Source organism: Luteimonas sp. GW821-FHT14E02 (genome assembly GCF_058803905.1).
Map to the genome: position 1 here is coordinate 21,140 of NZ_JBXAPK010000006.1, position 14,052 is coordinate 35,191.

10 protein-coding genes and 2 pseudogenes are annotated in these 14,052 nt (G+C 64.6%); 5 read left to right on the forward strand and 7 right to left on the reverse strand.

Going from position 1 to position 14,052, the window contains the following annotated elements; genetic code table 11:
* The first annotated feature begins 118 nt into the window (after positions 1 to 118).
* The 5 genes from AC1RNP_RS11125 to AC1RNP_RS11145 all read left to right on the forward strand — a co-directional run bounded on the left by AC1RNP_RS11125 (position 119) and on the right by AC1RNP_RS11145 (position 6,195).
* Complete coding sequence (locus AC1RNP_RS11125; protein WP_493051326.1) at positions 119 to 1,903, forward strand: M14 family metallopeptidase; 1,785 nt, start codon at positions 119 to 121, stop codon at positions 1,901 to 1,903.
* Between the two features lie 167 nt (positions 1,904 to 2,070).
* Positions 2,071 to 3,585: a hypothetical protein gene (locus AC1RNP_RS11130; RefSeq protein WP_493051327.1), complete on the forward strand. Its 1,515-nt coding sequence runs from the start codon at positions 2,071 to 2,073 to the stop codon at positions 3,583 to 3,585.
* Positions 3,586 to 3,596: 11 nt separating this feature from the next.
* Positions 3,597 to 4,412: an HAD-IIB family hydrolase gene (locus AC1RNP_RS11135; protein WP_493051328.1), complete on the forward strand. Its 816-nt coding sequence runs from the start codon at positions 3,597 to 3,599 to the stop codon at positions 4,410 to 4,412.
* A 23-nt stretch (positions 4,413 to 4,435) separates the two neighbouring features.
* Entirely contained in the window at positions 4,436 to 5,290 is an 855-nt protein-coding gene (locus AC1RNP_RS11140; RefSeq protein WP_493051329.1) for a sugar nucleotide-binding protein, read from the forward strand.
* A gap of 77 nt (positions 5,291 to 5,367) precedes the next feature.
* Entirely contained in the window at positions 5,368 to 6,195 is an 828-nt protein-coding gene (locus AC1RNP_RS11145; protein WP_493051331.1) for a YbaY family lipoprotein, read from the forward strand.
* A 259-nt stretch (positions 6,196 to 6,454) separates the two neighbouring features.
* On the opposite strand, the gene AC1RNP_RS11150 is transcribed toward AC1RNP_RS11145, so the two are convergent.
* From AC1RNP_RS11150 to AC1RNP_RS11180, 7 genes and pseudogenes are all read right to left on the reverse strand, one after another.
* A complete protein-coding gene (locus AC1RNP_RS11150; protein WP_493051332.1) occupies positions 6,455 to 7,468 on the reverse strand; it encodes a diguanylate cyclase in 1,014 nt (337 codons plus the stop codon).
* A gap of 228 nt (positions 7,469 to 7,696) precedes the next feature.
* Entirely contained in the window at positions 7,697 to 8,281 is a 585-nt protein-coding gene (locus AC1RNP_RS11155) for an SRPBCC family protein (protein WP_493051333.1), read from the reverse strand.
* A 43-nt stretch (positions 8,282 to 8,324) separates the two neighbouring features.
* Positions 8,325 to 8,564, reverse strand: a pseudogene (locus AC1RNP_RS11160) (ABC transporter ATP-binding protein); the annotation flags it as partial.
* A 75-nt stretch (positions 8,565 to 8,639) separates the two neighbouring features.
* Positions 8,640 to 10,232: pseudogene (locus tag AC1RNP_RS11165) on the reverse strand (ATP-binding cassette domain-containing protein); the annotation flags it as partial.
* Between the two features lie 123 nt (positions 10,233 to 10,355).
* A complete protein-coding gene (locus tag AC1RNP_RS11170; protein ID WP_493051334.1) occupies positions 10,356 to 11,000 on the reverse strand; it encodes a gluconate 2-dehydrogenase subunit 3 family protein in 645 nt (214 codons plus the stop codon).
* A 9-nt stretch (positions 11,001 to 11,009) separates the two neighbouring features.
* Positions 11,010 to 12,686: a GMC oxidoreductase gene (locus AC1RNP_RS11175; protein WP_493051335.1), complete on the reverse strand. Its 1,677-nt coding sequence runs from the start codon at positions 12,684 to 12,686 to the stop codon at positions 11,010 to 11,012.
* 80 nt (positions 12,687 to 12,766) lie between these two features.
* The gene (locus AC1RNP_RS11180) at positions 12,767 to 13,675 is read right to left on the reverse strand and encodes a sugar phosphate isomerase/epimerase family protein (RefSeq protein ID WP_493051336.1); all 909 of its coding nucleotides are present in this window, start codon (positions 13,673 to 13,675) and stop codon (positions 12,767 to 12,769) included.
* Positions 13,676 to 14,052: the final 377 nt, after the last annotated feature.

Here is a 14,052-nt window from a genome sequence, read left to right on the forward strand (position 1 = left end):
TTGCGGAGGCACGATCGAGGGTTCGTCCGTGCCGACTTGTCAATTAGGACAGTCAGCACTTGGGCTGCCGGAACGCCACAGGCATCATCCGCGTCTTCCCGCCGCCCGTGAGACCGCCATGTCCCGCTTCGTTCGTCGCCTGCCGCTGCTTGCCCTCGCCCTTGCCCTGACGCCGCCATGGGCGGGTGCGGCCGAGGACACGCTCACCACGGTTTCCGAGCGCTCCGGATTCCTCAAGACCGGCCGCTACGACGAAGTGATCGCGCTGTGCAGCGCCTTCGCGCAGAAATATCCGGATGCCGTGCGCTGCATCGATTTCGGTGTCACGCCCGAAGGACGGCCGATGAAGGCCCTGGTCGCGACGCGCACCGGCGCGTTCACGCCCGAGCAGGCACACGCCAAGCGCGTCCCGGTGCTGCTGGTCCAGGGCGGCATCCATGCCGGTGAGATCGACGGCAAGGACGCCGGCTTCCTCGCGCTGCGGCAGGTCCTCGATGGCGAGACGGCGAAAGGCGCGCTGGACCGGCAGGTGCTGCTGTTCGTGCCCGTGTTCAACATCGACGGTCATGAACGCTTCGGCCGCTGGAATCGGCCCAACCAACGCGGCCCCGAGGAAATGGGCTGGCGCACGACCGCGCAGAACTACAACCTCAACCGCGATTACGTGAAAGCCGACGCGCCGGAAATGCAGGCGATGCTGGCCCTGGTGAACGCCTGGGACCCGATCCTCACCGCCGACCTGCACGTCACCGACGGTGCCAAGTTCCGGCACGACGTCTCCTTCCAGATCGAACCCGTCCACGCCGGCGATCCGCAGCTGCGCCAGGCCGGGCTGGCGCTGCGCACGGCACTCGTCGAGGCCGTGCGCAAGGAGGGTTCGCTGCCGCTGACGTTCTATCCCTCGTTCGTCAAGGACGACGACCCGTCTTCCGGCTTCGTCGACAACGTCGCGCCGCCGCGCTTCTCGCACGCCTACTTCATGTACCGCAACCGCTTCGCGCTACTGGTGGAAACGCATTCGTGGAAGGACTACCCGACGCGCGTGCGCATCACCCGCAACACCATCGTGGCCCTGCTCGAACAGACCGCGTACAACGGCCACGACTGGCTGTCGCTGGCGCATGATGCCGACGCGCATGCCGAGAAGATTGGCGGCACCCAGGTGCCGATCGACTTCAAGGCCACCGACAAGACACGCACTGTGGATTTCCTCGGCTACGCCTACACGCGCACGCCTTCCGACATCTCCGGCGCCCTGATGACGCATTACGACGAGAACACGCCGCAGGTATGGAAGCTGCCGCTGCGCGATGAGATCGTGCCCGACCATCGCATCACCGCGCCTGAGGCCGGCTATCTCGTGCCCGCGGCGCAAGCGGTCTGGGTGGGCGAGAAACTGAAACAGCACGGCATCGTGTTCCGTCGACTCGACGCCGCGCTGACGCAGGCGAAAGTGCAGGCCTTCCGTGCCCGCAAGGCCACGTTCTCGCCGAGGTCGGTGGAAGGCCATCAACCGCTCGAACTGCAGGGCTCGTGGAAACCGGAAACGCGCGATCTCGCCGCTGGCGCCCTGTTCGTGCCCATCGCGCAGCCGAAGTCCTGGCTCGTCATCGCGATCCTGGAACCGCAAGCACCCGATTCGCTCGCCACGTGGGGCGAATTCAACAACGCCTTCGAACGCAAGGAAGGCATGGAAGCCTACGTCGCCGAGGATGTCGCCCGCGAAATGCTGGCGAAGGACCCCGCGGTGAAAGTGGAGTTCGAGCGACGCTTGCGCGAGGACTCCGCATTCAAGAACGATCCGCAGGCGCGTCTCGATTTCTTCTATCAGCGCCACTCGTCCTGGGACGAGCGCTACAACCTCTATCCAGTGCTGCGCACCGACGTCGCGCCCGGCGGCTGAGTCATCGCACGAATACGATCTCCCGCGTTATGTGGGAGGTCGTTTTCATTGAACACGATCGCACTGATTTCATGATCGGTTTCACGTTGTTTTCATCATCACGATGCTGCACTGCAGCACAGCCAGGGAGATTTTCTCAGCGCAGTTGAAACAACGAAGGACTATTCATGCTTGCGATCCTTCTCGACAAAGAAAAATCCGCAACGACGTCCGCTCAGCCATTGGCGAACCTGCTCTCGCGCTACGGTATCGATAACATCCGCAGTTCGACCGACGCGCACAATGCGCAGATCAACGCGCTGGACACCAGCGCCGAACATGTCGGCCCCGACGATATTCGCGACGTCGTGCTGATACGGCCGCATCCTGGCATCTCCGGACTTGCGATTCGCCGACTCACGCTGAATACCGTGCGCCTGCCCTCGCATCTCGCGGTCTGGGATGACAGCCCGCAGCCTCGCCTGGTCGCCGCGCGCGTGCCGGTGTCGAGTCTGCGCAGATTGCGCCTCCACGATGAAACCGGCATCGAGCAGGCCGTGCGCGCGCTGAGCGCGTCCGGCGCGCTCCAGGAATATTCCGTGCACGAGTTCGTCAGCGCCGATGTGCTGCGCATCGGCGACTCGTTCTCCAAGTCGGGCGTGCGCAAGCATTTCCTCAAGCAGGCCAGCGGCCGCGGCGCGATCAAGCTGCGGAACGAGGTCGAGTTCTACCGGCAGTTGCCGGAAACATTGCGTCATCGCTATCCGGAACTGCTGTTCCACGAATACGCGGACGACAGAACCACCTTCGGCGTAGAGTACAAGGCCTTCCCCAACCTGCGCGACCTGTTGCTCAACCTGCAGATCACGCCGGCGCAGGCCACCGAACTGCTGCGCTCGGTGCTGGAATACGAATACGGCCAGGCCTGCCTCGCCCATGCGCAACCGGTACCGGACAATTACCTGCAGGACTACCACTTCAACCGCGTCTGGCGCCGCATGGCGCTGTCGGCGGAGATGGATCCGATGTTCAAGGATCTCATCGCGACACCGTGGCTGCGCATCAACGGCCGATACATTCCCAATCTTCCGGCGATGCTGCATGCGCTCGAACGCAACCAGGCGGCACAGAAGCGGCTGCTGCCGGACAAGGTGTCGCGCCACATCCACGCCGACCTGCATCTGGAAAACATCCTTTGCGACCTCGACAGCGGCGATTTCTGGCTGGTCGATCCGCGTGGATATCCCGTTTGCGACATCTTCTACGATCTCGGCAAGCTGGCGCACAGCTACAACAGCCACTACGACCTGCTGCACGAAGGACGTCATGAAGCCCATTGCCGCATCCAGGACTCCGTGGTCCACATCGACTTCCGATTCAATTCAGGGACGCTGGTGGGCATCTACCGCGAACTGAACGACCGCATGCGCATCGTCGTGCGCGAATTGCTCGGCGATCGCGACACCGAGCTGCGGGTGCGCTTCAACGAGGCGATGCACTTCAGCTCGGACATGCCCTTCCACATCCATCCCAACGCCACGCCGAGCGTGGCCGTACCGATCTACGCCACGGGCGCGCTGCTGCTGGTCGAGGTGCTGGAGGAACTGGACATCGACCCGTTGTCTGCCTGCGCCGGATTGCACAGCAAGGGGCTGGAGCGGCTGCACGAAGCCGGCGGCAAGCCTTGGCGTTTCGAGGGGTAACGATGCAATCCATGCGAGTTCAGCTCGCGGTCTTCGATATCGACGGTACCCTGCTCCATACCGGGCAACCGCTATCGCCACGCACCATGTCGGCGCTGCACGACACGTACCGCCGGGGTATCTCCCTGGCACTGGCGAGTTCGCGCCCGGCCGCGGCGCTGGACGTGATCGCCGACATCATCGCACTGCCGATGTACCGGATCGCCTACAACGGCGCCTACACCGAGGACCTGCGCGGCGACGACATCATGACGGAAGCCTTCCGCGTCGATGCATCGTTGCTCGCCGCCCTGCAGCGCTACCAGCAGCGCGGCGGCACCGTGCATCTCTATGACCAGATGCATCGCTGGATCGCGTTCGGCGATCGCGGGCGGGTCGAGGAGGAAGAACGCATCGTCGGCGTCCGCGTGCATTATCGTACGACCATGATCGATACCCGCGACATTGAAACGCCGCTGTTCAAGGCGCTCTGCCAGGGCCAGGAACAACACCTGGGCGAAGTACGCGAACTGCTCGCGGCGCAGGAGGAGCTGAATCTGCTCTCCAGCGGCCGCGACTACTACGACATCCATCCCGTGCGGGCCGGCAAGCACGCGGCACTGGCGGCCCTGTGCAAGCACCTGCAGATCGGTTTGGACGAAGTGGCTGCCTTCGGCGACAGCGATTCGGATGCGGAAATGCTGGCGCATGCGGGATTGGGCGTGGCTGTCGGCGAGGCCAGTGCGCGGGCGCGCACCGCGGCCAACGTGTATCTCGATGGTCCTGGCTCCGGCGCGCTCGAGGATTTCCTGCGTCAGCTGCGTCCGCCGTCCGCGCTGGATTCCTGACGCAGCCGCGATCCAGGACGAGCATGCCGACGAACCACGAAATCCTCATCCTTGGGGCCGGCGGCGGCCTGGGGACCGCGCTGGCATCGGGTTTCGCGGATCTGGATGCCGTCGGCACGACCCGCTCCGGCACCGGCGCGACGATCGCGGTCGACGTCGACGATGAAGTGGCGCTGCGCGGCGTGATCGAAACGGTGGCGCCGCGTTACATCCTTTATGCCGCGGGCATCGCCGATCCCGATACGTGCGAGCGCGACCCGAATCTGAGCAAGCGCGTGAATCTCGACGGCCTGGGCCACGTGCTGCGTCATGCGCGCGCGCAAGGCAGCCGCGTCCTGTACTACTCCACCGATTACGTCTTCGGCAGCGCCGGCGAGTACGACGAGCGTGCCAGGACGTCGCCGCTGCAGACCTACGGCCGGCACAAGCGGCAGGCGGAACAGTTATTGCTTGGCTTCAACGCGGCGCATCTCGTGCTGCGCCTGCCGCTGCTGTTCGGCGCCACGGTGCCCGGCCGTGACTTCGTGGCCTCCACCGTGCAGGCATTGCGCGAAGGGCGGCCGTTGCGACGCGACGAACGGCGGCGCTATCCGGTGTCCGTGGACCATGTCGTCGCGGTCACCCGGCGTCTGATCGCTGATCCCGAATCCGGCGGTGTCTTCCACGCGGAAGGCTCGGATGGGATCAGCAAATCCGAATGGGCCTGCTACATCGCCGGCCTGCTGGGGATCGAGCCACGCTTCGACCCCGCCCCTGCCCCGGCGCCACTGGCACCGCGTCCGGACGGCGCGCGCCTGCGCAGCCTGCATCCGGAGCTGTGCACGACCGCGCCCGGCGACCTGTGGCGGCGGACACGCGAAATCGTGGCGGCGATCTGAATCCCTCCGCCGCCGTTGCCGATGCGTTCCGGCGGCTGCGCTTATCCTGCGGTCTCCGCCACAGGAAGCCGGACGACATGCACCACATCCCGATCCCCGCGCTGTTGCTGCTGTGCATGCTGACGGCATGCCAATCCCCCGCCGGAGGCGCCGTGAACGATTCCACTTCCAGCACCGCGACACCTTCCGCCGCGACAGCCGCGCAGCCCGTCATCCGTGGCAAGGCGACCTACCTGCAGCGCATCAAGATGGCGCCGGGCGCCTCCTTCACCGTGCAGCTGATCGACAACCGCCTCGCCGACACACCAGACGCGGTGCTGGCCCAGGCCACGCTGAAGGACGTGGCGGGACCGCCGTATGCGTTCGAACTGCCCTACGATCCGGCGAAGCTGCGCGCGGACGGCACCTACGGCCTGCATGCCAGCCTGCGCGGTGCCGACGGCAGCCTCCTGTTCGTTACGGACACCCGCATCCCCTACACGCCCGGCAAGGACGATGTCGGCGAATTCGTCATGACCATGGTCCATGGTGCGGCCTCCCCTTCGGCCGCACCGCCCGAGGGCGGCAAGACCAGCCCGGTCTGGGACGAAGCCCGCAAGCGCGGGGTCGCCTTCCGCGCGGTCGGCAACGAACCGGGCTGGTGGGTGGAGGTCACCGACACCGATCCGCCGGTGATCCGCGCCGAGCTCGACTACGGCGAACGCAAGATCGAAGTCGCGAAAGCCATCGGCATCAGCAGCACGTTCGGCTTCGGCGGCAAGAGCGCCGACGGCACCGACGTCCTGCTGCGCATCTATCGCGAACCCTGCAGCGACGACATGAGCGGCGCCGGCTTCGATGCGCGCGCCGAGTTCACCGTGGGGGGCAAGACCTATCGTGGTTGTGGCAGTTGGCTGGACGAATAGTCCTGGCGCAAAGACAGATGACCCACAGTGGCGCTTTTGCCCGTCATTCCCACGAAGGCGGGAATGACAGGCATTGCTCACGCCTGGAGTCGAGGAACTCTGTCTTCGCCGCGCTTCTACAAATTCAACTCACTTGCTGGAGGAAAGCCCCCTTGAGTCAAGGGGGCGCCGCAACAGCGGCGGGGTTGTGGGAGTCATGCGCCTGGGGCCCGAAGTTTGCGTAGCAAACTTTGGGGCTTGATCTGGCGCCTACGCCAGATCAAGCAGCATTGATTCTGTCCCGCCCAGCTTCCTTGGCACGATACATGGCGGCATCCGCATGCCGCACCCAGTCGTCCACCGTCACCAGCAACCGATCCGCCTCCGCCAGCCCGATGCTCAGCGTGCAGCGCTGCTGCTCGGCATCCGGCCCGCGACGCTCCAGGAACAGGAGCCGGATGCGTTCGGCCACCTCGCGCGCGTTGCGCAGGTCGGTCTCGGCGAACAATACGGCGAACTCGTCGCCGCCGTAGCGCGCAGGCACGTCGATCTCGCGCAGCGACTCGCGCAGCACATCGGCGATGCAGCACAACACGCGATCGCCGCTGGCATGGCCGTGCCGGTCGTTGACCATCTTGAAATTGTCGACGTCGATCAGCATCACCACGGCCGGCCGACGCGTGCGCAGGAAGCGTGACAGTTCGCTGCTGACGACCTCTTCCCAATGGCGGCGGTTGTGCAGACCGGTCAGCGCATCGATGCGGTTCAAGCGTTCGAGCATGCGGTTCTGCGCACCGACCCGCACCGTCAGCCCGCGCACCAGCATGCCGAGCGCGGCCGTGTAGACGAACAGGAACGGCAGCGACATCACGATGCTGAAGGTCGTCGTATGCAGCTGCACCGGGAATCCGAGCAGCCCCCACACCAGCAGGCAGGTCGCCATCAGCACGGCCAGCGTGCGCAGATAGAAGCGCATACCGGCCACCGCGATCCGGTCGATCGTCAGCATCGCGATCAGCAGCGCGCTCGGCAGCAGGTTGAGCTGCATCACCGCGATCCATGCACCGCCGATGGCGGAATCGAGCAGGAGGTTGCGGAATTCCATCCGCAACGGATCGCGGCTGCGCCGCGCGAGCTGCCAGGCGACGTGCGGCCAGACGAAGCCGTTGATCCCCAGGATCAGCCATGTCGGCCACCCGGCACCGTTTTCGTAGAGCACCGACGCCACGGAAAGCGCGGCCAGCCCCATCCCCAACGTGCGCATCCAATGATTGCGATCGACGACCTCGACCATGCGGGCGCGTGCGCTGGAATCCGGGGCGGGTGGTAGTGTCGCGGCGTTGATAATCACCCCTGTTCAGACATTTCGACGGCAGCCTACGTTTCCCGATCCCGTTTGGCTTGGCATGCCGTCACGATCCCATCTCTCGGCCATCTGACGCACCTGTCAAAGCGTGCACCTGTCAAAGCATGCACTGGCGGGACCGCAGTGCGCGGACGACGATGTAAAAGTTTACGCCTGTTATCGCTTTTCCCTCTTGCCATTCCTGGCCGCGAGGAAATCCGCGAGCGCGCCCAGCTGCGCCGCCTGGACGCGATCGACGACCGGCGCCAGCTTGCTCAGATCGTCCGGCGCATAGCCACCGGCGCGATACCAAAGGGTGATTCTCGTCGCGCTCTCGCCCGTGGCGACGATGCGCCATTCGAGCGCGCCGTGCAGGCCCATGCCCTGCAACGGCCCCAGCCCGCCGACCATGCGCATCAACTTGCCCGGCTCGACGAACGTCACGATCAAGTGCTGGGCTTCCCGCCCGTCGCCCGTCTTGCGGGCGCGTTCGCAGAAACAGCCGCCCGCGCGCGGATCGATGCTCAATGTGGACTCATTCCCCCACCAGGTGTGGTCCTTCGGCCACCAGCGGTCAATGTCCTCGACCAGCGCCTTCCACGCCGTCGCGGCATCGACCGGAACCTCCCGGGAATTCTCAATGGTGAATCCGGATGCCGTGGCATCCGCCACCGCCGCCGAAGCCCACGGCGACGCGAGTGACGCCAACAGGGCGAACACAAGCGGCAATGGGCCAGTTCGGTGCATGCGATGGTTTTCCATGAAGCGGCCACCGTTTTACTGGCAACGGCGCCGCGCCCGCAAGTCACTCGCCAGGATCGCTGCTTTCCAGTGCTTCCCAACGCGCGAAGGCGGCATCCAGGCGAGCCTGGACGTCGGCAAGCTCCGCGGTATCTGCTGCAACCGCAGCATGGTCGCGCTGGTAGTAACCGGTGTCCTGCATCGCCGCGGTCAGTTCCGCCAGCCTGGCTTCCAGCACTTCGATCCGTCCCGGCAATTGCTCCAGTTCGCGCGCGTCCTTGTAGCTGAGCTTGCGCTTCTGCGCGGGCGCGGGGGATGACGGCCGGGTTGGCGCCGTTTCCGTTTTCGCGACGGCGGGTGACGGTCGCTGCGGTTCTGCCGGCGGTCTCCCCTGGCGCAACCAATCGCTGTAGCCGCCAACGTATTCGCCGACACGTCCCTGCCCCTCCATCACCAGGGTCGAGGTGACCACGTTGTCGAGGAAATCGCGATCGTGGCTGACCAGCAGCAGCGTGCCCGGGTAGTCGGCCAGCAATTCCTCCAGCAGCTCGAGCGTTTCCACGTCCAGATCGTTGGTCGGTTCGTCCATCACCAGCAGGTTCGACGGCCGCGCGAACAGCTTCGCCAGCAGCAAGCGGTTGCGCTCGCCGCCGGACAGGCGCGTGATCGGCGCGCGGGCACGTTCGGGCGTGAACAGGAAATCCTGCAGGTATCCGATGATGTGCTTGCGCTTGCCGCCGATTTCGATGAATTCGAGTCCTTCGGCGACGTTCTCCAGCGCGTTCCAGTCCTCGCGCAGCGTGGTCCGGTACTGGTCGAAGTAGGCGATCTGCAACTGCGCGCCGATGCGCACCTCACCCGCCTGTGGCGGCAACTGGCCGAGCAGCAGCTTCAGCAGCGTGGTCTTGCCGCTGCCATTCGGACCGATCAGGCCGATGCGGTCGCCGCGCAACACGGTGGTCGAGAAATTCCGCACCAGTTGCGTATCGCCCCAACCGAAGTCCACGTGCTTGGCTTCGATCACCTTCTTGCCGGAATTTCCCGCCTGCGCGGTTTCCATGCGCACATTGCCGGCCAGTTCGCGCCGCTGCGCGCGCTCCACGCGCATCGCTTCCAGCCGCCGCACGCGTCCCTCGTCGCGCGTGCGTCGCGCCTTGATGCCCTGACGGATCCAGGCCTCCTCCTGCGCCAGCATTTTGTCGAAGCGGGCCTGCTCCTGCGCTTCCGCATTGAGTCGTTCCTCGCGGCGGCGCATGTAATTCCCCCAGTCGCCGGGCCAACTGGTCACCTGCCCGCGATCGATCTCGACGATGCGCGTGGCCAGCGCGCGCAGGAACCGGCGATCGTGGGTGACGAACACCAGCGCGCCGGGCCAGGCCTTGAGGAACCCTTCCAGCCAGTCGATGGCGGCGATGTCGAGGTGGTTGGTCGGCTCATCCAACAGCAACAGATCGGGCGCCGAGACCAATGCCCGCGCCAGCAGCACCCGACGCTTCATGCCGCCGGACAGGCGCTCGAAGCCCGCGTCGCCGTCGAGCCCGAGCCGCGACAGGGTTTCCGCCACGCGCTGATCGAGCGCCCAGCCGCCGCCCGCCTCGATGCGGGCCTGCGCCGCGGCGAGCGCCGCCGTGTCGATCTCGCCCTCGTGCCCGGCATGGATCAGGTGGTGGTACTCAGACAGCGCTGCGCCAAGCTCGCCCATCCCGTCAGCGACCACGTCGAAGATCGTGCCGCCCGCGCCAGCGGGCACCTCCTGTTCGAGCCGTGCTACGCGCACGCCGCCCTCGCGGCGGATCTCGCCGCCATCCGGTTTCAGTTCACCGGACAGCAGGCGCATCAACGTGGACTTACCGGCGCCGTTGCGGCCGATCAGGGCGATGCGCTCGCCGGCCTCGATGGACAGGTTGACGCGTTCGAGCAGGAGTGGGCCGCCGACGCTGTAGTCGACGGCATTCATAGTGATCAGGGGCATACGGGCTTCAACTTACTCAGGTCGCGAGCGCTTTGGTGCTATCCGTGCGGCAACGACGCCAGACGACCTTCTAGTATGACGCATGCCCCGCCCCGGAAATGCCCGGCCGGGCAATCGATCACCTCAAGCGTGCGCTGCCCAGATGGTTTCCCCCGGCGTGTAGGGAGCGCAGGGATCGAAGCGCCCCGGCACCTCGATATAACGCATCGCCTGCGTGTAACCGATCTCGGAAGTGAAATAACCGAGCACTGCGAGTTGCTTCATCATGCGGAAATAATGCACGGGCTCATCCTCCTTGACAGGCACCTGATCGTTGGCCAGTCGGGCGTCCATCTCCAGTTTCTGCTCACGATCCAAGGCCTCCAGCACGGCGAGCCGCTGCTGTTGCGTTGCCTTCATGAACGAGACCTTATGTGCGGCCAGGCATGCCTCGTCGACCTTGCGCATGCCATCCCGGAAAACGCGCTGCTGCGAAGGGGTGTAGCAGTCGGTGACCATTCGCGCCATGAAAGCACCGGTCTTGGCCGCCTTCGCGCCCGGTGTTTTCGTCTCGGGCAATATCGTTTCGGCGATCTCATCGAGAAAGGCGACGTCCGCGGCCTTGAACGCCCCCGGCGTGCCCTTGGCAACCGGCCCCGGCCGCTCCAGCGCCGCCAGGAGATTGCTGCTACCCGCGACGGCGGCACCGCCGAGCCAGGCGATGATGTGACGAACGGCCTCGCGCCGATCGACACGGATGCGTTCTTCTGTGCCGGATGACTTGTCCATGGTGTCTCGTCAAAGATTGCGGCGATTGAGCTCGTCGACGGCAAAGTTCGCCGCGCGGGCCGTGAGCGCCATGTAGGTGAGCGAAGGGTTCTGGCAAGCCGACGACGTCATGCACGCACCGTCGGTGACGAAGACGTTCGGCGCGTCCCAGACCTGGTTGTGCGCGTTGAGCACCGATGTCTTCGGATCGCGCCCCATGCGCGCCGTGCCCATCTCGTGGATCGCCATGCCCGGCGCGCAGCCGCTGTCGAATGTCTCCACTTCCTTCACGCCGCTGTCTTCGAGCATTTGCGCCATGTCGTTGGCCATGTCCTTGCGCATCAGCCGTTCGTTTTCGCCGAAGGCGCAATCGATCTTGAGCACAGGCAATCCCCATTTGTCGCGCTTGCTCTCATCGAGCCCGATCTTGTTGGCATGATTGGGGAGCATTTCGCCGAATCCGGTGGCGCCGATCCGCCACGGACCTGGCATCGCCATCTCGTCCTTGAACGCCCCGCCGATTCCGAGTTCCCTCACCGCGCGTGTCCAGTCCTCGCGGCTCGCGCCGCCCTGGTAGCCGAATCCGCGCAGGTAATCGCGCTTGTCGCCAAACAGGTTGCGGTAGCGTGGAATGTAGAAACCGGTCGGGCGGCGGCCATAGGTGTACTTGTCGGTCAACCCGTCGATCCGCCCTTTCGCACCGATCCGGAAGTGATGATCCATGAGGTTGTGACCGAGCTCGCCGGAACTGCTGCCGAGCCCGCCCGGCCAGACATCCGTCGCCGAACGCATGAGCAGCCAGGTCGAGTTGAGCGCCGATGCGCATAGGAAAATGATCTTGGCCGTGTAGTCGATCGTTTTTTCGCTGACGGCATCGAGCACGCGCACGCCACTCGCACGCTGACGATCCTTGTCGTAAAGCACCTCCGTCACGATCGACCAGGGCCTCAAGGTCAGCTTTCCGGTTTTGGCCGCCGCAGGCAACGTGCTGGATTGCGTACTGAAATAGGCGCCATACGGACAGCCCAGCCAGCACGCGCCACGGTATTGGCACGGCGCGCGTCCTTCCAGCGCCTGCGTGGCGTTCGCCGTTCGCCCGATGATGAGCCGACGCTTGCCGCCGTACACCGTCTTGATCCTGCCGGCGATCATTTCCTCGGCGCAGTTGAGCGCCATCGGCGGCTGGAACTGTCCATCCGGAAGCTGTGCCAGCCCCTCACGCGAACCGGAGATGCCCGCGTGCCTTTCCACATGGTCGTACCACGGCGCGAGTTCGTCGTATCGGATCGGCCAGTCGACGGCGATGCCTTGCTTTGCGTTGGCCTCAAAGTCGAAGTCGCTCCAACGGTAGCTCTGGCGCCCCCACATCAGCGAACGGCCGCCGACCTGATAGCCGCGGAACCAGTCGAAGCGCTTGACCTCGGTATACGGGGACTCCTTTTCGTTGACCCAGAAGTCGAGGTTCGTCTCATTGAGCAGGTCGCGATTGAGCACCGGGTACGCCGCCGCCATGGCCTGCGTCTTTCGGCCCCTGTGCAGATATTCCCAGGGCGCCTTGAAGGCATTGACGTAATCCTTGACGTGTTCGACGTTGCGTCCACGCTCCAGCAGCAGGACCCGCAACCCCTTCTCGGTCAGCTCCTTCGCCGCCCAACCACCGGAAATGCCCGATCCCACCACGATTGCATCGTAACTTTCAGACTCCACCGCCCTCTCCTGCTCGGATCGTTTGTCCGGGTTGCACCAAAAGGATCAAGACTCGCATGTGGCGGCGCGCTCGCGCCGCCTTAACTGATGGAACGTAAATAGCGATAAGCCACCTTGGCGGCTTCGAGCTGGCTCATGCGCACGAATGGCCCTTCCTGTTCCGCGAAGTAATGCCGTAGGCCGGCTTGCTTGGCGGCGGCGAGAATCGGCTTGTAGTCGATCACGCCGCGACCGAGTTCGGCACCGCGCATCTTCTCGTCGGTATCCGCGCCGGTTTTCGGCAAGAAGTCCTTGACGTGGATCAGCGGAAACCGGCCCGGGTGAGCCTGGAAATAATCGATCGGATTGCGCCCGGCCGATACCATCCAGCCGCAATCGATTTCGAACTTGACCAAGTCCGGATCGGTTTCCCGCAAGAGCACGTCATAGCCGGTCACGCCGTCTCCCTGATCGACGAACTCGAAAGCGTGGTTGTGATAGACGTATTGCAGATCTGCACGCTTGGCCTTCTCGCCAAGACGATTCACGAATTCGGCCGTGCGCTTGGCTTCGTCCAGGCTCATCGCGAGCTTTTCGTTCTTGCCGGCCGGCTTGGAATCGGCCATAAGCGCATGCAGCATCGAACTGGCCGCATACTTGGCGCCGATTGCATGCGCATCCTCGAAGGCTGGACCAGGATCTCCGAGGTCGAAGCTCAGATGCGCGCTGGGACAAGTCAGGTCGGCATCGTCCAAAAGCTTGCGGAACTGCTTGGCGGAATGCGCGCCGAATCCCGCGGACTCGACTTCACGAAATCCGATCTTCCTGAGTGTCTTGAGAGTGCCGGCGGCGTCCTGTCGCATGGACTCGCCCACCGTGTACAGCTGGATGCCGACAGGGGCATCGACAGGCTTGGCGAGTGCGTCCCGCATCGTCCATGCCGATGTGACCACGGCCGCGCTCAGCCAGCCCGACTGCACGAGAAACCGCCTGCGTGTTGTTGGATTCACAGCGCCTCACCCTCCATGAAACGGTCGATGTCTGACGGCTGCATCGCCGCCCCTATCTTCCGTCTTCCACTAGGCGGCGAACCGACACTGCAGTACATTTCGCACGGCAACAGCCCCACTGCCAATGGAGACCGCCATGTCGAAAGGTATGGATAGAAAGAAGGAAGATAAGAAAAAGCCGGAAAAGACGCTGAAGGAAAAGCGTGCGGCGAAGAAGGAAAAGAAAGCCGGCAAGTAAGCCGGCTTTCTCTTTTTCCGCCCCTGGGCTTCGCCGCCAGCATCTCGCCGCCGGCCTGGGTCGCTGAATCGCGCGGAGCGGCGGTGGAAGCCCCCTGCTCCACAGTGAGATTCGTGACCTGCACACATGCCAATGGGTC

What these genes read in the sequence shown, in the direction of transcription:
- AC1RNP_RS11140 (WP_493051329.1), top strand. Translation starts at nt 4,436, where the DNA reads ATGCCGACGAACCACGAAATCCTCATCCTTGGGGCCGGCGGCGGCCTG.
- AC1RNP_RS11170 (WP_493051334.1), bottom strand. Translation starts at nt 11,000, where the DNA reads ATGGACAAGTCATCCGGCACAGAAGAACGCATCCGTGTCGATCGGCGC.
- AC1RNP_RS11145 (WP_493051331.1), top strand. Translation starts at nt 5,368, where the DNA reads ATGCACCACATCCCGATCCCCGCGCTGTTGCTGCTGTGCATGCTGACG.
- AC1RNP_RS11130 (WP_493051327.1), top strand. Translation starts at nt 2,071, where the DNA reads ATGCTTGCGATCCTTCTCGACAAAGAAAAATCCGCAACGACGTCCGCT.
- AC1RNP_RS11155 (WP_493051333.1), bottom strand. Translation starts at nt 8,281, where the DNA reads ATGGAAAACCATCGCATGCACCGAACTGGCCCATTGCCGCTTGTGTTC.
- AC1RNP_RS11125 (WP_493051326.1), top strand. Translation starts at nt 119, where the DNA reads ATGTCCCGCTTCGTTCGTCGCCTGCCGCTGCTTGCCCTCGCCCTTGCC.
- AC1RNP_RS11135 (WP_493051328.1), top strand. Translation starts at nt 3,597, where the DNA reads ATGCGAGTTCAGCTCGCGGTCTTCGATATCGACGGTACCCTGCTCCAT.
- AC1RNP_RS11150 (WP_493051332.1), bottom strand. Translation starts at nt 7,468, where the DNA reads ATGGTCGAGGTCGTCGATCGCAATCATTGGATGCGCACGTTGGGGATG.